Raw genomic sequence first — 19,357 nt, 5'->3', positions numbered from 1 at the left:
ACGGGTAGCTTTTAGACGCTGCGCTGCGGCGCGTAAACCGGGACGCAGGGTCGCATCACCCCACCCGCCCGCGCGCAGCCACGTTTTTTGGTGATGGTGGCTGGAACCGGGAGCGGCCTTACCCCACCCGCCCGCGCGCAGCCACCGGGACCACATCCACCACCCGATCCCCCGAAACGAAATAGACGTAATCGAAGAGATTGGTGACGACGCAGGCATGGTTGGGCAGCACATGCACCCGGTCGCCGACCGCAACCGCCCCCGGCATGGGGGAGAGATCGAGCACCCCATGTTCTTCGCTCAGGCCGCTCAAGGTTAACTCGGGCCGGTCGCGCAGAATGCCAAAGCCCTGTTGACCGAAGAGGTCGGAGGAGAGGGTTTTGCTGCCCGCGTCCAAAATCGCCCGTTGCGGCGTCGGGCGGCTGACCACCGTGGTCAGCACGGTCAGGGCGCATTGGTCGAGCGTCCCTGCCCCCATCGCCACTTGCGCGCGGTCGAGGTAAATATACGTGCCGGGCCGGAACTCGGTCGCCACCGGCACGTCGCCCGCTTTCTGAAAATCGGGGGTGCCGCCGGTCGAAATGCGCGGACAGGTGATGTCATGCGCCGCCAGCAGCGCCACCGCCTCGGCGAGCCACGCCTGACTCTCCGCCGCTTTACCAACCTTCGGGAAGGTCATCAGCCCCCCGAAGCGCAAGCCCGGCGCGGCAACGATGCTCTGCGCCAGCGCCAAAGCCTCCGCCGGGGTTTGAACGCCGCAGCGCCCGCCGCCGGTATCGCACTCGACCAGTACCGTCAGCGGACGGGCGGGATCAGTAAAAGTTTCCACCAAACCCGCCAGCACGGCCGCATTATCGGCGGTGACGGAGAGGGTCACCCGTGCGTTCAGCGCCTTAAGGCGTGCGAGCTTCGCCGCCCCGAGAATATTGTAGGTGATGAGAATATCGGTCAGCCCGGCATCGGCCATCACCTCCGCCTCGCCGATCTTCTGGCAGGTAATGCCGACCGCCCCAAGCGCCACCTGCTTGCGCGCAAAGAAGGGCAGCTTATGGGTCTTGATATGGGGCCGCAGGGCAAAACCCTGGGCGTCGGCGAACGCCTGGGCGCGGGCCAGATTGGCCAGGGCTTTATCGAGATCGATAATCACGGCGGGCGTATCGATTTCGGCCAGGGTGCGCGGTTGGGGCAGGGACATAAAAAGCCTCCGACAAAAGATCGGCGGGACTGTAGCGCGGATCGGCGGCGGCGGAAGCGGCGATTTTTTCTGCGCCCAAAACCCGATAGACTGGCCGCCGTTTCGTATGGGAGGTTCCATGACTGCCGCCGCCCCGGCCCTGCGCCGTGCCGTTTTGATCGTCGCCCTCGCCAATCTCGCCTATTTCGGCGTCGAATTCGCCGTGGCCCGCCAGATCGGCTCTGTCGCGCTGCTGGCGGATAGTATCGATTTTCTCGAAGACACCGCCGTCAATCTGCTGATCCTGGTGGCGATGGGCTGGAGCCTCGCCGCCCGCGCCCGCGTTGGCATGCTGCTGGCGGGTATTCTATTGGTGCCGGGTCTCGCGACGCTGTGGACGGCCTGGGAGAAATTCTCCCACCCCGTCCCACCCGACCCCGCCCTACTATCTGCCACTGGGATTGGCGCGCTGATCGTCAACATCGGCTGCGCCCTGCTGCTCGCCCGCTTTCGCCACCAGAGCGGCAGCCTGACCCGCGCGGCCTTTCTGTCGGCCCGCAATGATGCCGCCGCCAATCTCGCCATCATCGGCGCGGCGCTGGTGACGCTCGCATGGCCGTCCGGCTGGCCCGATCTCATCGTCGGCCTCGGCATCGCGCTGATGAATGCCGACGCCGCCCGCGAAGTGTGGGAAGCCGCGCGCGACGAGCATCGGAGCGCTGCCGCCTAACCCCTTCCCATCCGCCCCGGCCCCGCCTATATAGAAGGCGTCGGGCAACCGACTATGGCGATAAACGCTGCGTGGAATAGACGTTACGGACCCGGGGGCGGTACCCGGCGCCTCCACCAATCTTCCCTGTCGATTGCAGGGCCGTTGGGGGCGAAATAGGATCGACGTGCGTAGTAAAGACCCAGTTTTCGCTCGGTATGGTTCCGCCGTTATCGGGCTAAACTCAGAAGTGCCAACGACAATCGTGTTGCACTCGCTGCCTAACTAGGCAAGCGCGGTTCGGGGGGCACCGGGCAACAGAAGCCCCCCACTGTCCCGCTCTTTAGGATCGCGCCGCCGCCGCAATCGCGTCGGACATAATTGATAGGCCGAGATCGATTTCCGCATCTGTTGCTGTTAGCGGCGGGGCAATGCGGAAGACGGCGCCCATCGCGGGCACCTTGACGATATTCATACTCAGGCCGCGCGCCATCGCTTCCGCGCCAATGCGGTCACCCATCGCGTGATCGGGGGTTTTGCTGGCGCGGTCGGTAACGATTTCCAGCCCGAGCAGCAAGCCGCGCCCACGCACATCGCCGATACACTCGTAGCGCTGCCGCAGCGCCTCAAGCCCCGTGCGCAACCGCTGACCGGCCGTGCGGGCACGCGCCATCAGCCCCTCGCGTTCCAGAACGTCCAGCACGGTCAGGCCGACTGCGGCAGGCAGCGGGTCCGAGACATGGGTGGTTAGGAAAATGAAGCCTTTTTGATAGGCCTTTTCCTCAATCTCCCGGCTGGTCAACACCGCCGCCAACGGCAAGCCCGCACCAAGGGTTTTGGACAGGGTCAAAATATCGGGCGTCACCCCGTCGCGCTGGAAGGCGAACATATCGCCGGTGCGGCCAATGCCGGTCTGCGCTTCGTCGAGGATCAACAGCATCTCCCGCTCCTCGCATTTGCGCTTCAGCGCGGCGAGATAGCCGAGCGGCAATTCGATGATCCCGCCCGACGATAAGATCGGTTCGGCGATGAAGGCGGCAAGGCTGCCCGTCGATTGGCTATCGATCAGCGCGAACGCATCGTCGAGTTCGGTTTGCCAATCGAGACTGCCATCGGCATGGGTGAAGCGCGGGCGGAAAGCGTGGGGGGCCGGAATGGCGAAAGCCCCGACCGCCGCCGGACCATAGCCCTTGCGCGCCGCGCTATAGGTGGCGGACGCCGCCGCCCCGGTCATCCCGTGCCAGCTTTTGGAAAAAGCGACGATCTCGTGCTTGCCGGTGATGCATTTGGCTAGGCGGATCGCCGCCTCGTTCGATTCCCCGCCGGTCGAGAGCAGCATCACTTTTTCCAAGCCCGGTGCCAGACTGCCGAGCCGTTTGCAAAGATCGACCACTGGGCGCGACAGCATCCCGCTGAAGAGATGGTCCAAACGGCCAATCTGCTCGCGGATGGTGCGCACAATCTCGGGATGGGAATGGCCCAGCACGGCGCTCATCTGACCTGAGGTGAAATCGAGGATGCGGTTCCCCTCCGTATCAATAACGAAGCTGCCTTCCGCGCGGTCGATCACCCGACGCTCGAAGACGGGGCCATAGCGCAGCACATGCGCGTCCACATCCGACCAAAAACTCTCGTCGCCCATTGCCATCCCCTTGGGTTCGCGGTTCGCCGTGGGAAAGCCTAGGGCTTGCCGGGATGTTAGGAAATTTCATAATACTAACGCCGGACTTAAGAAAATTTGATAGCATGCCAACGCTCGACATTCTCTTGCTGCGCAGTTTCGTTGCCGTCGCCCGCGCGGGATCGATCCGCGCGGCGGCGGAGCGCGTTGGGCGCACGCAATCCGCCGTTAGCCTGCAAATGAAGCGGCTAGAACTTTTGACCGGCGAGCAATTATTCCACCGTACCGGGTCCGGCGTGACCCTCACGGTATCCGGCGAACGCCTCATGGTCGGGGCGGAACGCATTCTGTCGGCCCACGACGAAACCCTGGCCGCCATCCGCGCCAAAGGCTTGCAGGGCGCGCTCTCCTTCGGTTGCCCCGAAGATTACCTGACCGCCTTTCTGCCCGACCTGTTGGCGCACTATGGCCGGGAGAACCCGGAGGTCGAGATCGAAATCATCTGCGCCCCGACCGTCGAACTGCGCCCGCTTTTGCAGCAAAAGCGCATCGATCTCGCCCTCGTCTCGCTGCCAAACTCCGCCGCGCCGGAGGAGAGTTTTCGCCAGGAACCTTTAGTGTGGATGAGCAACCACCCCGACCCCGAGCTGCTGCGGCAGCCGTTCGTCCCGCTGGCCCTGTCGGCGCCGGAAACGCTTGATCATCGGCTGGCGCGCAGCGTGATGGCGGCGGCAGGGCGGCCCTATCGCATCACCCATGCCAGCAATGGGCTGGCGGGGCTTTTGGCGATTGCCCGCGCGGGCCTGGCCATCAGCGTCGCCACCCGTGCCGCGGTTCCGCCGGATCTGTTCATTCTCGAAGACGGGCTGCCCGCCTTGCCGACGATCGGCATCAGCCTAGCTTATGCATCGGCGCGCCCGGCGCCGGTGGTTACCTCGTTTGGGGAATTTCTCGCCGCACGCCTGCGTTTGCCCCTTGGCGGTTAGAACACAGATCAGCATTCTTGTCCCTTGTCACAGCGACGGCTTTTGTGGTCTGTGAAGGGAGTGGGCGGCGGTATTTCCGCCCCGTTAGGACGAGAGGAAGGAGGCGTATCCGATGCCCATCAATCTGCTTCGCTACGACCGCATGATCGAAGAAGCATTGCGGGGTGTTGTGCGCCGGGCGCTGCGCATGGTGGCGGCCACGGGCCTGCCGGGATCGCACCATTTCTTCATCACCTTCCGCACCACGGCGGAGGGCGTTCAGATCGCCGACTATCTGCGCGAACGCTACCCGGACGAAATGACCATCGTTATTCAGCACCAGTTCTGGGGCCTGGATGTGACGAGCGAGCAATTCGCCATCACGCTGAGCTTCAACGACGTGCACGAGCGGCTGGTCATTCCGTTCGCCGCGATTACCTCCTTCGCCGATCCCGCCGCGCAGTTCGGTCTGCAATTCCAGCAGGCCACGGGCGCGTCTGACGGGGAAGAAGCCGAAGATAAAAGTGCTAAGGCGCCGAAAGCGCCCGCCGTTCCCCCTACCCGCCTGCCCGCCCCCGCACTCAAGAACGAGACGGACGAACCCGCCGCCGAGGCCCCGAAGGACGAGGGCAAGGAGGGCGAGGCCAAGGAAGGCTCGGTCGTCTTCCTCGACCAGTTCCGCCGCAAGTAAGGTCCCGCCGTGGGCCGCGCCCGCGTTCTGGTGTCCGCCTGTCTGCTCGGCCAGAAAGTTCGTTACGATGGCGGCGATAAGCAGCTTGGCGATGATCTAATCGCCCGCTGGGGGCAGGAAGGGCGCCTGGTTCCCTTTTGCCCGGAAGTCGCGGGCGGCCTGCCGACACCGCGCCCACCCGCCGAAATCGCCCCCGCCACGGGCCGCGTGATCGACAGCGACGGCGCCGATGTGACCGACGCCTTTACCGCCGGGGCCTTCCTCGCACTCGATACCGCCCGGCGCATGGCCTGCCGCTTTGCCCTGCTGACGGACGGAAGCCCGTCCTGCGGTAGTAACTTCATTTATGACGGGTCGTTTGCAGGCCGGAAAATCCCCGGCGCTGGGATTACCGCCCGGCTGCTGCGCGCCCACGGCGTGCAGGTCTTCGGCCCCGCGGCCCTATCAGTCCTGGCCGAGGCTCTGGCGGCCACCGACAGACACTAAGGCCGGATCACGGTCAGTATTAGGGAGAGAGACGAGCATGGGCATCCCCGCCCAGCGCGCCGAAGGTCTGCGCGCTGCCAACCTTTGGGCCGTGCAGGCCCGCGTTTTTGTGATTTTCGCGGCAGGATACTTCCTGTCGTACCTCTATCGCACAGTCAATGCCGTGCTGGCGCCGGACCTGACGCGCGATCTTGCGCTGTCCCCCGCCGATCTGGGGCTGCTGACCGCCGCCTACTTCATGACCTTCGCCCTGTTCCAAGTGCCCTTGGGCGTTCTCTTGGACAAATACGGCCCGCGCCGCGTGGAAAGCCTGCTGCTGGTTCTCGCTGCAATGGGGGCCGCCGGTTTCGCTTTGGCCGAGACGGTTCCCATGCTCATCCTCGCCCGCGCCCTCATTGGTCTTGGGGTGTCGGCCTGCCTAATGGCCGGATTTAAGGCGCTGGTGCAATGGTTCCCGCGCGAGAAGCTGCCGCTGTGGAACTCGGTCTATATGGTCGCCGGGGGGCTGGGGGCCGTCACCGCCGCCGCACCCGTGGAACTCGCGCTGCAGGTGACCGACTGGCGCGGCGTTTTCCTAGCGCTCGCCGGATTGACCTTGCTGGCAGCGCTCGCCATCGCCCTCTTCGTCCCAACCCCGCCGACCGATCCGCACGCGGCCCCCACCGGGGATAGCGTCCTGGCCGGGTTGAAGGCGATCTATGGGTCAGCGCTGTTCTGGCGGATTGCCCCTATGGCCGCCGCCTGCCAGGGCACCTATCTCGCCTATCAATCCTTGTGGATCGGCCCGTGGGTGCGCGATGTGCAGGGGCTGGAGCGGGCGGCGGCGGCCAGTGTCGTCACCGCCGCCGCCGTTGGCATGGCCGGGGGCTATCTGCTGCTCGGGCTGATTGCCGAAGCCGCCCGCCGCCGGGGCATCGGCCCACTGACCGTCGCCCGCATCGGTATGAGTCTTTTCGTTCTGGTGCAGATCAGCCTCCTGCTGGCGGCACCGCTGCCGCCCACCCTCTCCTGGATGCTGTTCGGCGGCATCGGCAGCGCCAGCATGCTGTGCTACGCCTATCTCTCGCAATCGATGCCACCGCATTTAGCCGGGCGGGTGAATACTGCCGTGAATATGCTGTGCTTCGTGCAGGCCTTCATCGTGCAAGCGGGCATTGGGGAGTTGGTGAACCATTTAGGCGCCCCCGGCCATGCGGTTGGGCTGGGACTCTGCATCACGCTGGAGATTGCAGCATTAATCTGGGGTTTACTGCGACCAAATCGCAGATAGACCGATAGCATCCCCCAACTCCTCTTTACTCTCTTTCAAGGATTTTGAGTCTATTCTTCCGGTAGAGTTCCTATCTTTAGGGAATTATTGTTTAATTTCCTAAAATTGAATCAAAGACCCGGGAGGATCCCATGTTTCGTACTTCGACCTCGGCGCTGCTCGTCGCGGTTCAGTCGGTCATGCTGACCGGGCTGATTCTGGCAGCAGGCACTTTGGCGTTTCAGGCTTGGCAAAAATACGATTTGGCCGTCGAGATCGAGGAAAGCGCAAAACTCAACCGCGCCCTGCTGGATGGGATGCTGGCGGTGCGCGCCCAAATCTCGCTGGGCCAAACGGCCTTGACCGCCGATAGCGGCCCGACAACCCGGCTCGATCCCGCCCGCGCGGCGGCCAGCTCAGCCTATACCGCCGCATTGGAGGCGTTCCGCACGGTCGATCTACCGAGCAAAACGGCGCTTCTAACCCGTTTAGACCAAAGCTGGGAGGCACAGAAACGCGCCTGGCCGCTGGTAACCGATCAGTTCAGCAAACCCGCCGCCCAGCGTAGCCTAGCCGCCGCCGATCCGCTGTGGAATTCGGTGCGCGAAACCGTGAGCGCGCTCGAACAGGCGGGCACCGCCGTCGGCAATCGCGTGCGGGCGCAAGACCCGGCGCTTGCTGAAATGCTGCGGGTCCGCGACGCCGCCTGGCAGATGCGCGATACCTACGGCAGCCAATGTTCGCTGCTGCGCGCCAATATCGTGCAGAACAAGCCCCTTACCCCAGAAACCGCCGCCCGCTGGCAGCAGGGCAAGGGGAGCTATGGCGCAAACCAGGCCTTGTTGACCGAGTACGCCGCCCGCAGCGATGTGCCCCGCGCTCTGGCCACCCAAATCGCGACAGCAACCCGCGCCGTTAGCGAAGCGCAGCCGAAAATGGATGCGTTCGTCGCCGGGATTGACGGCAACGGGCCGGGTAAGGTCGATGCCGAAACCTATCGTGACGTTTGCAACGGACCGTTCGATGCCATCGTCCGCGTCGCCACACTGGCACTGGACGAGTCCGTGACCGCCGCCGCCGAACAGCAACGCGGCGCCCTGTTTGGTCTCGTCCCAGCAGTGACGGGATTGGTTTTGGCGATCATCGTTTCGGTCATCGGCTTCCTGGCCATCACCCACCGCCTGCGCCAGCCGCTGCAACAGTTGATGGGGGCCATCGGCCTTTTATCGCAGCGGGATTACCAAACGCCGGTCCCCACGCTCGCCCGCCGCGATGAATTGGGCCGCATGGCCGACGCGCTGGAAGCCTTGCGCCAAAGCGCACAGGAAGCCGAACGGCTAGCGGCGGAAAATACCGCCCGGCAGGAGGCTGAAATGACCCGCGCCCGCGCTATTCACACGATGAGCCAGACCTTCGAAAGCCAAGCCGCCGCCGCGCTCGACCGGATCCTGCAAGCCTCCGACCGGCTGGGCCTGACCTCTGCCAGCATGCGCACCGTGGCGAGCGATACCAGCACCCAGGCCGGGCTGGTTGCCAGTGCCGCCGAAGAAACCTCCGCCTCCATTCAAACCGTGGCGGCGGCGACCGAAGAGCTTTCGACCTCCATCGCCGAAATCTCGCAGCAGGTGACGCAAAGCGCCGATCTAGCGCGGACCGCCGCCAGCCGAGCGGAAACCACCAATGAGACGGTGGAAGCCCTCAGCGACGGCGCCCAGAAGATCGGCGATGTGGTGAAACTCATTTCCGCCATCGCTGCGCAAACCAACCTGCTGGCGCTGAATGCGACCATCGAAGCCGCGCGCGCGGGCGATGCGGGCAAGGGCTTTGCCGTTGTCGCAGCAGAGGTGAAGAATCTCGCCAGCCAGACGGCGCGCGCGACCGACGAGATTTCCTCGCAGGTCATGCATATTCAAGCGACGACCGAGGACGCCGTTGGCGCCATCCGCAGCATCACTCAGATGATCGGCAGGATTAGCGAAGGCACCTCCGCCATCGCCGCCGCCGTTGAAGAACAGGGCGCCGCAACGCGGGAGATTAGCAGTAACGTCCAGCGCGTGGCACAGGGCACCGCCGAAGTCACCGCCACCATCGCCGACCTCGCCCACGCGAGCGGCCAAACCGGCGCCGCGTCCCAGCAGGTCGAAACCGCCGTCGAAACCGTCGCCAAGGAGCAAGACGGGCTGCGGCACGCGGTGGAAGTCTATTTGAAGGGGGTGCAGGCGGCTTAACCGACCCGTCCCCGCACGCAGGCAATCCGCCCGTCTTCCACCGTGAACACCTGATCAGCGTGGCGGATCGTTGTGAGCCGGTGGGCGATCACCAGCGTGGTGCGGCCGATGGCGATGGTTTCGAGGCTGCGTTGAATGGCGGCTTCGGTCTCGTTATCGACCGCGCTGGTCGCCTCGTCGAGCACCAAGATCGGCGCGTCTTTGAGGATCGCCCGGGCGAGGGAAAGGCGTTGGCGCTGCCCGCCGGAGAGTTTTTGCCCGCGCTCCCCAACCAGCGTGTCATAGCCCTGCGGCAGGCTGGTGATGAACTCATGGGCCTCCGCCAGTTTGGCGACGCGCTCGATTTCCGCCGCATCGACTGGCCCGGCGCGGCCAATGGCGCCATAGGCGATATTCTCGGCAATCGTTCCATCGAACAAAAACACATCCTGGCTGACGAAACCGATTGCCCGTCGCAGATCGTGCAAGCGCAAGGTGGCAATCGGCACCCCATCGAGCAGCACCTGCCCGCGTGCCGGTTCGTAAAAGCGCATGAGGAGCTTCGCCAGCGTGCTCTTGCCCGACCCGGTGGTACCGATGAAGGCGGCGACGGTGCCCGCCGGAATATGGGCGGAAACATCCTCCAGCACCCGGTCGCGCCCGGCGTACGCGAAAGAAACCCCATCGAAGCGGATATCGCCCTTCACGTCGGCCACGGCCAGCGGCTGGCCCTGATCCAGGGCGGGCGCGGGCGTGTCGATCAGGTCGAGCACGCGGCGGGTGGAGGCCATCGCCCGCTGATAGAGATCGACCGTCGATCCCATTTCGGTCAGCGGCCACAGCAGGCGCTGCGACAGGAAAATCAGCACCGAATAGGCCCCGATCGCAAGGCTTCCCTCGAGCGCGAGCCAGCCGCCATAGACCAGGGTGACCATAAAGCCCGCAAGAACGCCCATGCGCACCACGGGAATGAAGGCCGACGACAGTTTGATCGCGGCGCCATTGGCCTTACGGTAGGTATCACTATCCGCCGCCAGCCCCACGGCCTCGCGGTCTTCGGCCGTATAGCTTTTGATCGTCGCGATGCCGGTTAGGCTATTGGCGAGACGGGCGGAAATCAGTCCGGCTTTTTCGCGCACCTCGGCATACAGCGGCTCGGCCTTATATTGAAACCAGAAGCTGCCCGCGATGATGAAGGGCATCGGCAGCATCGACAGCACGGCAATCGTCGGCTGGATCGCAAAGAAAACCGCGCCGACGCCTAGGCAGCCGGTGCTGATCTGCAAAATCCGGTTGGCGCCGTCGTCGAGAAACCGTTCGAGCTGGTTGATATCGTCATTGAGGATCGAGACCAGCGAGCCGGTCGAGCGGTCCTCGAAAAACGCCATATCGAGTTTCTGCACATGGGCGAAAGCATCCAGCCGCAATTCGTGCTGCATGGTCTGCGCCAAATTCCGCCAGGCGACCTGATAGAGATATTGGAACAGCGATTCGCCGCCCCAGACCAGCAGGGTCAGCACGCCCAGCAGCCCGACCTGCCAGACCGGATCGACCAAGCCCGCCGAAGCCAAAAACGATTGATCGCGCCGCACCACCACATCGACCGCCGCGCCGATCAAAATTTCCGGCGCGAGATCGCAGAGCTTGTTCATGATCGAACAGAACACCGCCCAACGCATTTGGGCGCGGTGGCGGAAGCCGTAGCGGTACAGGCGGCGCAGGGGGGCGGCGGGGTTCAGCAGGCGCATGGTTTCCGGCTCGGGCAGCGAAACAAAGCCCGAACCCTACCCGGAACCCTGTTAACCTGTCGCCTTATAAATCGAGATGGCTCCCATCGCAGAAGGGCGGCTTCTTCGTGGCCTTACAGCCGCAAAAGCGCACGGGCATATCGGCGGTTGGCTTAAACTGCATCGGCGCAAGTCCCGTCCCGGCGTGGGAGCCGTCGCAGAACGGCTGTTTGGCGCTGCGTCCGCAGCGGCACCACCAATAGGTTTCCCCGGCCTTGAGGGAAACGGTGATCGGTTCTTTCAGGGGAGAAACGGACACTGGGGGCACCTCGTGTCGAGAAAAGGATAGGAATTGAAAGCTTAATCGAAGCGCACTGCTGTTGCAGCCCCGAAACCCGCGCGCTACCGTGCGGGGCCGCTTTTTCCGACGGGTCCGAAAGGTTTACCGATGCCCTTGTCCGACACGCAACGCGCCGAAATTGAAACCGCGCGCGCCGCCCGCTTCGAAACCCGCCGCGCCACGGTCCCCGATCTGGAAGACATGCTATTCCAAGCCCTGCCGGTGCTGGATCACGGTTTCGTGCGGGTGATCGACTATATGGGCGACGATGCCGCCGTGGTGCAGGCGGCGCGGGTGTCCTACGGGCGCGGCACGCGCAAAGTGTCGGAAGATAAGGCACTGATCAAATATCTGATGCGCCACCGCCATTCGACGCCGTTCGAAATGTGCGAAATTAAATATCACGTCAAACTGCCGATCTTCGTCGCGCGGCAATGGATTCGCCACCGTACGGCGAATGTGAACGAGATTTCGGCGCGCTATTCGATCCTCGATAAAGAATTCTACCTGCCCCGGCCCGAAGATTTGGCGGCGCAATCGGCCCAGAACCGCCAGGGACGCGGTGAGGTGCTAGAGGCGGAACAGGCCGCCCACGTGCTCGATCTGCTGCGTGACGATGCCGAACGCACCTACCGCAATTACGAGTGGATGCTGAACGAGGACGACAGCGCCGACCATGACCCGCACCGGGCGGGCTTGGCGCGCGAGCTTGCCCGCATGAACCTAACCCTCAATACCTATACCCAATGGTATTGGAAAACCGATCTGCACAATCTGCTGCATTTCCTGTCGCTGCGCGCCGATCCGCACGCCCAATATGAAATCCGCGTTTATGCCGAAGCGATGCTGGAAAGCGTGAAAGCCTGGGTGCCGGGGTGCTATGAGGCTTTCTGCGATTATCGCTTGGGCGCCGTCTCGCTATCAGCCGGGATGCTGGCGGTGGTGAAGCGCCTGCTGGCCGGGGAAAATGTCACCCAGGAAAACAGCGGCCTCGGCAAGCGCGAGTGGACCGAACTCATGATCTCCCTAGACCGTCCGGCAGCCTAACGCCATGCTGCCACCGCTGCCCGATCCCTTGCGCGACGCTTGGTCTGCGACCCGCTATATGTTCGCGGCGCGCGGCGCCCTGTATGAAGCGCGCGTCGGGCAGATCAGCCCAGCGATCAGCCGGTTTCTAACCGAACAGTCGGTCGAGGCGGGCGTGTTCCTTTCCGCCTTCAATCCGGGCCTGCCCGCGCCGGGCGACGCGATGACGGAGATGTATCCCCAACTCACCCCCACCGAAAACGCCGCCCGGCTGGAAATGCTGTGGGGCGAATTGGGGCAGCGCGGGGGCCGCTGGTTTCCCCACGTCGGCCTGCCCGACGATCCCGCCTGGCCGCCCGAAGAAGGCGCCTTCATTTTAGAAGACGCTAATACCGATATCCTCGGCCTCGCCCGCCATTTGCGGCAGCGGGCCTATACGCGCATCGTGCGGAACCAACCCGCAATCTTAGAACTCGTGCCCTTGGCTCAGGAGTAGCACCATGGCCCCGATTTCGGCCCTCATCGACCAGAATTTCCACGGCGGCGCCATTACTGTCGTTTCGACAGAGGATGTGCGCGCCATTGAGCTGCGCCTGCGCCCGGATAATGCGTCGGACTTCGCGCAATGGTTCTACTTCCGCGTTTACGCGCCGCGCGGGGTGGAACAGGTGCTGCATATTCGCGGCGTTGAAACGGCGGCTTTCCCGAAAGGCTGGCCCGATTACCGCGCCTGCGTGTCCGCCGATGGGCAGGATTGGCGGCGGACGGACACCAGCTATGATGGGTCGACGCTAACCATCCGCCACACGCCGACCACCGATGTCACGGCTTATGCCTATTTCGCCCCCTATTCGGCGGAAGATACCCAGCGGCTGATCGGCACTGCCGCGCGCGATCCGCGTGTCTCGGTCGATATTCTCGGCTATTCGCTTGAAAATGCGCCGATCCAACGGTTGATCGTCAAAGACCCGGCCAATAAAGCCGGGCACCCGCCGCTGTGGCTGATCGCCCGCCAGCATCCAGGCGAAACCATGAGCGGCTATTTCCTCGAAGGCTTCCTCGCCCGCCTGCTCGATCCGACCGATAGCGCCGCCCGCGCCCTGCTGGCCACCGTCGATGTGCATATTGTGCCGGACATCAACCCAGACGGCTCGCGCCGGGGCAATCTGCGCACCAATTTTGCGGGCGCCAACCTGAACCGCGAATGGGACCGCGCGACGCCGGAGTATAGCCCGGAGGCGCTGGCAGTGCGCACGGCGCTGGAAGCCACCGGCGCAGCGCAGCTTCTCGATTTGCACGGCGATGAGGGGCTGCCCTATGTGCATTTCATCCCCGCCGATATGCCGGGCGACCTGCTGGACCGCCGCGCCAAGTTTGAAAGCGCGTTGATGGTCGCCAATGCCGATTTCCAGACCGAACATAGTTCCACACTCGGCGGGCCGAATAATCCGCGCCTTCTGTCCCATTGGGCGACGCGCAACCTCGGCTGTTTGGCGCTGACCCTCGAAATGCCGTTCAAAGATAACGCCAACCGCCCAGACCCGATCTACGGCTGGTCGCCCGCCCGTTCCCGCCGGTTAGGCGTCGATATGCTATCGGCCTGTGTGGTCGATTTGGTGAAGTAACCTGGGGGCTTCGGCCCCCTACCCGACGATTGCCCGCCAGACCGAAAGACCAAAGCGGCTGAGCGGGTGATCGGGGTCTTGCGCCAACAGCCGCGCGGTGATCGCCAGCGACATGATCACCAGCATCGGCCGCACGAGTTTCGCGCCTTTCGACAGCACCAACTTCGCCCCGAAGCGCGCGCCGATGAACTGCCCTGCGGCCAGAATAACCCCAACGCCCCACAGCACGTGCCCGCCCCCGGCCAATACTAGGAACGCGGCGATATTGCTGGTGAAATTCACGATCTTGGCGTGGCCCGTCGCCCGGCGCAGCGTATAGCCCGCCATCGTTACATAAGCGAGCGCCCAAAACGATCCCGTGCCGGGGCCGAAGAACCCATCGTAGAAGCCCAAGCCGATCCCGAAGATCAGGGCAAAAGCCAATTCGCCAAGCCGCCGATGCGTCTCGAACGCCCCGGCATTCTTCGCCAGCAGCATATAGACGGCAATGGCAATCAGCAGAAACGGGATAAGGCCGCGCAAAATCCCCGCGTCGATGATCTGAAGCGTTAAGGCCCCGAGGACCGACCCCAGGAAGGTCGCGGCAATAATCCCGACCATTGGGCGCAACTCGACCTCGCCGCGCCGCACGAAGGTCATGCTGGCCGAAAAACTGCCGAAGCAAGCCCCAAGCTTCGAAGTCCCGAAGACCTGCGCCGGGGTCAGCCCGACCGCAAACAGCGCCGGAATGACCAGCAACCCGCCGCCGCCCGCAATCGAATCGACGAACCCCGCCAGCATGGCGAGAAAAAACAACCCCAACAGGACGGTCGGACCCAAACCGTCCAGGCTTAAAAGATCAAACATTCTAGCCTATCCTTGGCGAGCACCAGGAACAAACCGGCATCGCCGTCTCTCTTTTCCAACCCTCTCCCAACGGGAGAGGGAATTTTCCCGTGTGTGACGCTTAGAGCGCCGCCGTCGCCGCCTCTAACCACGCTGCCGCCGCGCCGTCGAGCTGCGGGAGCATCTTGGCGCGCACCTCGGCGTGATAGGCGTCGATCCAGGCGCGTTCGGCCGGGGTCAGGATGTCGAGGTCGATCAGGCTGCGGTCCCAGGGGGCGAAGGTCAGGGTTTCAAAGCCCATGATCTCCCGCTCGGCGCCCGGCAGGTCAAGCGTGCGGACGATGACGAGGTTTTCGCAGCGGATGCCATAGGCGCCGGGTTTGTAATAGCCCGGCTCGTTCGACAGGATCATCCCCGGCATCAGCGCGGCGGCGGTCCCGGCTTTCGAAATGCTCTGCGGGCCTTCGTGGACCGATAGGAAGGAGCCGACGCCGTGGCCGGTGCCATGGTCGTAATCAAGCCCATCGGCCCAGAGGAACTGCCGCGCCATCGCGTCGATATGCCCGCCCGTCGTCCCAGTCGGGAAGCGCAGGGTGGCGATGGCGATATGGCCCTTCAGCACCAAGGTAAAGTGACGGCGCATCGCCGGGGTGGGCGTGCCGAGGGCGAGGGTCCGGGTAATGTCGGTCGTGCCATCCTCATACTGCCCGCCGCTATCGATCAGATAGATTTCCCCCGGCGTCAGCACGCGCTGCGCCTCCGGCGTCGGGCGATAATGCGGCAGGGCGGCATTCGGCCCAGCAGCAGAGATGGAGTTGAAGCTAAGGCCGCGCAGCACGCCGGTTTCGCGCCGGAAGGCTTCGAGCTGATCGGCGGCGGCGATTTCGGTGAGGTTACCCGACAAGGCTTCGCGGCTCACCCAGGCAAGGAAGCGAATAACCGCCGCCCCGTCGCGCAGATGGGCGTCACGCGCGCCCTGCAACTCCGCCTCGGTCTTGCAGGCGCGGGGGATGGCGACGGGATCGGTGCCGCGTACAACGGTCGCGCCGGTCTTCGTCAGGGTTTCGGCGATGCCCCAGGCGCAGGCGGCGGCATTCAGAAGCACGCGCTGACCGGAGAAACCGCGCAAAGCCTCAACGAATTCCAGCGGATCGCGCACGCGCACGGAGTTCCCAAGATGCGCTGTCACCCCCGGCAGCAGCTTGCGCGCGTCGATGAACCAATCGAGCGTGCCATCGGCGCGGGCCAGGGCGAAGCTCTGCGCTACCGGCTTGTTCGGCACATCGGCACCGCGAATATTCAGCAGCCAAGCGATGCTTTCCGGCGTCGTCATCACCGTCGCCGCGACTTTCTGCTTCTGCAAATCGGTCGCCAGCGCCGCGCGCTTATCGGCGGAGGAGCGGCCTGCCCGCGCGTCCGGGTGCAGGCGCACCGGCCCCAACGGTACCGGCGGCTGCGCCGCGCCCCAGACCATATCGACCGGGTTCGGCTCCACCGGAACCAGGGTCACGCCGCTGTCGGCCAGGGCTTCCGCCAGTTTTTCGATCATATCAAGCGAATGCAACCAGGGATCGAAGGCGATGCGCTGGCCGGGTTTCGCCGCCTCCTGCAGCCACACGCTGGGTGGCTGGTTGATCAGGTGGCATTGCTCGAACACCGAAACATCGGTCTGGTTGCGCGCCTGTTCGGTATAGCGGCCATCGACGAACAGGGCCGCGCGCTCGGTCAGGACAACCGCAATCCCCGCCGATCCGCTAAAGCCGGTCAGCCACGGCAGGCGCTCGGCGTGCGGGGCCAGCGAATCGCCCTGATGCTCGTCGGCGCGCGGGATCAGGAACCCATCGATGCCGGTTTGCGCCAAGAGGGCACGCAGGGCCGGAACCCGCTCGGCCAGCGGCATCGGCTGGGGCTGGGCGGCTTTCAACTCGGCCTTCAGCGCTTCAAGCTGCGCCACTAGGGCGGGCGACGGGTCGGCGGCAATCATGCGCGGCCAGTCGGTATCGGACTGATCCACCGAAGCGCTCGCCAGCCCCGCCAGCAGCGCCTTGACCGCCGCCAGATCGGCACCGCCGTGTTTGGCTAAGAGCCCCGCCAAAGCCTCATCGCCCTGATATACCGCCCGACACTCCGACACTGCGTTTCTCCCGCGCCGATTGTTTCTGAGAAAAGACGCTAGAGCGCTTTCGCGCGAAACGGAAGCGGCAAGGCGGCGGGGGTGTTCTGCGGTCAGCGGCTAAAGCGCGCCACCAATTCCACATGGGGCGACCAACGGAATTGATCGACCGGCTGCACCCAATCCAGCCGATAGCCGCCCTCGGCCAGCAGCGCGGCATCGCGGGCAAAACTATCGGGATTGCAGGAAACGGCGGCGATTACCGGCACGGTCGAGGCTGCGAGTTCCTGGCTTTGCGCCTTGGCCCCGGCGCGCGGCGGGTCGATGACGATCGCCGCCGCGCCCGCGAGTTCGGCGGCCAGCAACGGGCGGCGCTCCAGGTCGCGCTGTTGGGTGGTCACGCTCAGCATCGCTTGGCGGGCGGCGCGGTCGAGGGCGGTGAGCGGGTCGGCCAACCCTTCTACCGCCGTCACGCGAAACCCATCCGCCGCCAATGGCAGGGCGAAGGTGCCCAGCCCGGCAAACAGATCGAAGATCGGCGCGCGCGCCGGAACGCCCGCCAGAGCCGCCCGCACGCCCGCTAGCAGCGCCGCTTCGCCTTCAGCCGTCGCTTGCAGAAAGCCGCCCGGCGGCACGATTGCGCGCACCCCGCCGAGGGGGAGCCACGGCGCCCGCCGTTCGGCCAGACTTTCGACCGGGCTGGTCGCATCCAGCGCCCAGGCCAAACGGGCAAGGTCGAGCCTATCGGCCAAGGCGGCCAGCGTCTCGCGCTGGGGCAAAGTCGGCGCGGCGAGACCGATCAGGGCGACATCGAGACCCGCGCCGCTTTCGGTCATCACCAGATCGACCGTTCCCCCGGCGGGCAGAATATCCGCCAGCGCGTCGCGCAACGGCGGCAAGGCCGCGACGAGCGCCGGGCGCAGCAGCGGGCAGGCCTCCAGCGGTAGGATCGTGGCGGAGGCCGCCTCGTGGAACCCGAGGATCACCCCCTTAACCGTGCGGCGGGCGGCGAAACTGGCACGGCGACGGCTGGCGGGCGGGCTCATTGCCAGCGGGCGCATCGGCACGCTCTCGAACCCCTGGCGTTGCAGGGCACGGCGAATGCGGTCGGTCTTCAGCGCCGCTTGGGCGGTATCGGACAGGTGATGCAGGCTACAGCCGCCGCAGCGCCCGAACAGGCCGCAGATCGGGGCGATGCGGTCAGGGTTCGCGTCTGCAACCACGGTCTCCGTCCGCGCTGCCCAGCCATCGCCGCGCGGCGCCGTCAGCACCGCCTCGACCGTTTCGCCCGGCAAGGCCCCCAGCACGAACAGCGGCACCCCATCGACCTGCGCCAACCCATCGCCCTGCACGCCCAGCCGGTCGATGGTGACGCGCACCCGCTCGCCGCGCCGGTCCTTGCCTTTCGGCGCCGGACGGCGGGGGCCGGACGAACGGTTCGATTTACCGGGCCGCATTACTGAACCTCCGCCCATAGAACATCCGAGAGTTTTTCCGCCCCCGCCGCCAGCATCACCAGCCGGTCAAAGCCTAATGCGATCCCCGCCGACGCGGGCAGACCGTGGGCGAGCGCCGCGAGAAAATCCTCGTCGATCGGGTAGCGCTCGCCATAGAGCGCCTGCTTCAACTCCATATCGGCCTCGAACCGCGCGCGCTGCTCCGCTGCATCGGTCAATTCGCCGAAAGCATTGGCGAGTTCGACCCCCGCCGCATACAGCTCGAACCGTTCGGCGAGGCGCGGGTCTTCCGGCTTTGGGCGGGCGAGCGCGGCCATCGAGATCGGATAATCGATCAAAAACGTCGGGCGCTGCCGCCCCAAGTGCGGTTCGATAAACTCGAACATTAAGCGGAAGACGATATCGTCCCAACGGTCATCGGCGGCAACGCGCACGCCCAGCCGGTCGGCATCCGCCGCCAGCAACCGAGCGGACGCGGCATCGCTACCCGGTTGCTTCGGGTCGGGGGCGGAGGCGAGCAGGTCAATTCCGCAATGGCGCGCGAAGGCGTCCGCTACCGTCAACCGTTCGAAGGGTCCGGTGACGGGGATCACCTGATCGCCGCGCCGCAACGGCTGGCCACCAGTCACGCGGCGGATAAGCCCTTCGCAATCCGCCATCAAATCGCGGTAATCAGCGCCGACGCGGTACCATTCCAGCATGGTGAATTCCGGCGAATGGGTGTCAGACCCTTCGCGGTCGCGCCAAACGTGACCTAGGGCGTAAATCTGGGTTTCGCCCGCCGCCAGCAGCTTTTTCATGGTGAATTCGGGCGAGGTATGGAGATAGCGCCGCAGCCCTTCGCCCGTCGGACGGTGCAGATCGGCACCGACGGCGTGCAAATGCGGCTCTAGTCCCGGCGATACCTGCAAGGCGGGCGGATCGACTTCGAGAAACCCGGCATGGTCAAAAAACGCACGGGTTGCCCGCAGCGCATCGGCGCGGCGGTGTAGAAACGGGCGCTTGCGGGCAAAGCGATCAGGGCGCCACCAGGGCGCGGCGGCAGGGGCGGAAGTCGTCATGGCCCATGCTTGGCCGAAGACCGGCCCAAAAAGCAAGACCGTCTTCCCGGGTGCCCGCGAAGACGGTCTGCGAACAGTCTG

General features: G+C 64.8%; 17 protein-coding genes and 1 other RNA gene. 10 read left to right on the top strand and 8 right to left on the bottom strand.

All coding sequences use genetic code 11. From position 1 onward, the window contains the following. Positions 1–118: 118 nt before the first annotated feature. Positions 119–1,195 (bottom strand): D-TA family PLP-dependent enzyme, encoded by a 1,077-nt coding sequence (locus CHR90_RS14655; RefSeq protein WP_094409748.1) that lies wholly within the window; start codon positions 1,193–1,195, stop codon positions 119–121. Between the two features lie 118 nt (positions 1,196–1,313). On the opposite strand from CHR90_RS14655, the gene CHR90_RS14650 reads away from it, so the two are divergent. Continuing rightward, positions 1,314–1,904 (top strand): cation efflux transmembrane domain-containing protein, encoded by a 591-nt coding sequence (locus tag CHR90_RS14650; protein WP_094409747.1) that lies wholly within the window; start codon positions 1,314–1,316, stop codon positions 1,902–1,904. Further along, positions 1,905–2,216, top strand: a transfer-messenger RNA (tmRNA) gene (gene ssrA, locus CHR90_RS14645). Between the two features lie 10 nt (positions 2,217–2,226). Here the strand turns inward: ssrA and CHR90_RS14640 are convergent. Beyond that, positions 2,227–3,525, bottom strand: coding sequence for an aspartate aminotransferase family protein (locus CHR90_RS14640; protein ID WP_229671490.1), 1,299 nt, complete (start codon positions 3,523–3,525; stop codon positions 2,227–2,229). 104 nt (positions 3,526–3,629) lie between these two features. Here CHR90_RS14640 and CHR90_RS14635 point away from each other — a divergent pair, with 104 nt between their 5' ends. The 5 genes from CHR90_RS14635 to CHR90_RS14615 all read left to right on the top strand — a co-directional run bounded on the left by CHR90_RS14635 (position 3,630) and on the right by CHR90_RS14615 (position 9,123). After that, positions 3,630–4,490 carry a LysR family transcriptional regulator gene (locus tag CHR90_RS14635; RefSeq protein WP_094409745.1) on the top strand — a complete coding sequence of 287 codons (861 nt, stop codon included), beginning with the start codon at positions 3,630–3,632 and terminating at the stop codon, positions 4,488–4,490. 112 nt (positions 4,491–4,602) lie between these two features. Further along, positions 4,603–5,160, top strand: a complete 558-nt coding sequence (locus tag CHR90_RS14630; protein ID WP_094409744.1) for an SspB family protein — start codon at positions 4,603–4,605, stop codon at positions 5,158–5,160. Positions 5,161–5,169: 9 nt separating this feature from the next. Beyond that, positions 5,170–5,646: a 2-thiouracil desulfurase family protein gene (locus CHR90_RS14625; protein ID WP_094409743.1), complete on the top strand. Its 477-nt coding sequence runs from the start codon at positions 5,170–5,172 to the stop codon at positions 5,644–5,646. A gap of 37 nt (positions 5,647–5,683) precedes the next feature. Further along, complete coding sequence (locus tag CHR90_RS14620) at positions 5,684–6,916, top strand: MFS transporter (protein ID WP_094409742.1); 1,233 nt, start codon at positions 5,684–5,686, stop codon at positions 6,914–6,916. A 131-nt stretch (positions 6,917–7,047) separates the two neighbouring features. Continuing rightward, entirely contained in the window at positions 7,048–9,123 is a 2,076-nt protein-coding gene (locus CHR90_RS14615) for a methyl-accepting chemotaxis protein (RefSeq protein WP_094409741.1), read from the top strand. On the opposite strand, the gene CHR90_RS14610 is transcribed toward CHR90_RS14615, so the two are convergent. Then, a complete protein-coding gene (locus CHR90_RS14610; protein WP_094409740.1) occupies positions 9,120–10,850 on the bottom strand; it encodes an ABC transporter ATP-binding protein in 1,731 nt (576 codons plus the stop codon). The two genes, CHR90_RS14615 and CHR90_RS14610, sit on opposite strands and share 4 nt — an antisense overlap. A 64-nt stretch (positions 10,851–10,914) precedes the next feature. Next, positions 10,915–11,148 carry a CDGSH iron-sulfur domain-containing protein gene (locus tag CHR90_RS14605; protein WP_308421741.1) on the bottom strand — a complete coding sequence of 78 codons (234 nt, stop codon included), beginning with the start codon at positions 11,146–11,148 and terminating at the stop codon, positions 10,915–10,917. Between the two features lie 129 nt (positions 11,149–11,277). On the opposite strand from CHR90_RS14605, the gene thyX reads away from it, so the two are divergent. The 3 genes from thyX to CHR90_RS14590 are packed head-to-tail and all read left to right on the top strand — an operon-like array spanning position 11,278 to position 13,820. Beyond that, positions 11,278–12,216, top strand: coding sequence for an FAD-dependent thymidylate synthase (gene thyX / locus CHR90_RS14600; protein WP_094409738.1), 939 nt, complete (start codon positions 11,278–11,280; stop codon positions 12,214–12,216). Between the two features lie 4 nt (positions 12,217–12,220). Continuing rightward, positions 12,221–12,691: a DUF3293 domain-containing protein gene (locus tag CHR90_RS14595; protein ID WP_094409737.1), complete on the top strand. Its 471-nt coding sequence runs from the start codon at positions 12,221–12,223 to the stop codon at positions 12,689–12,691. 4 nt (positions 12,692–12,695) lie between these two features. Then, a complete protein-coding gene (locus CHR90_RS14590; protein ID WP_094409736.1) occupies positions 12,696–13,820 on the top strand; it encodes a M14 family metallopeptidase in 1,125 nt (374 codons plus the stop codon). A gap of 18 nt (positions 13,821–13,838) precedes the next feature. Here the strand turns inward: CHR90_RS14590 and CHR90_RS14585 are convergent, their stop codons facing one another. The 4 genes from CHR90_RS14585 to epmA all read right to left on the bottom strand — a co-directional run bounded on the left by CHR90_RS14585 (position 13,839) and on the right by epmA (position 19,276). After that, on the bottom strand, positions 13,839–14,666 hold the full coding sequence (locus CHR90_RS14585) for a TSUP family transporter (RefSeq protein WP_094409735.1): 828 nt from the start codon (positions 14,664–14,666) through the stop codon (positions 13,839–13,841). 100 nt (positions 14,667–14,766) lie between these two features. Next, positions 14,767–16,779, bottom strand: a complete 2,013-nt coding sequence (locus tag CHR90_RS14580; protein ID WP_308421742.1) for an aminopeptidase P family protein — start codon at positions 16,777–16,779, stop codon at positions 14,767–14,769. A 92-nt stretch (positions 16,780–16,871) separates the two neighbouring features. Beyond that, positions 16,872–18,215: a class I SAM-dependent RNA methyltransferase gene (locus CHR90_RS14575; protein WP_212668691.1), complete on the bottom strand. Its 1,344-nt coding sequence runs from the start codon at positions 18,213–18,215 to the stop codon at positions 16,872–16,874. Continuing rightward, positions 18,215–19,276 carry an EF-P lysine aminoacylase EpmA gene (gene epmA, locus CHR90_RS14570; RefSeq protein WP_094409734.1) on the bottom strand — a complete coding sequence of 354 codons (1,062 nt, stop codon included), beginning with the start codon at positions 19,274–19,276 and terminating at the stop codon, positions 18,215–18,217. The genes CHR90_RS14575 and epmA overlap by 1 nt, the downstream gene beginning before the upstream one ends. Positions 19,277–19,357 lie beyond the last annotated feature (81 nt).

It is taken from the genome of Elstera cyanobacteriorum (assembly GCF_002251735.1).
Taxonomy (GTDB): domain Bacteria; phylum Pseudomonadota; class Alphaproteobacteria; order Elsterales; family Elsteraceae; genus Elstera; species Elstera cyanobacteriorum.
The sequence above is the reverse complement of the archived record's forward strand: the minus strand, read 5'-3'. Positions and strand labels throughout refer to the sequence as shown.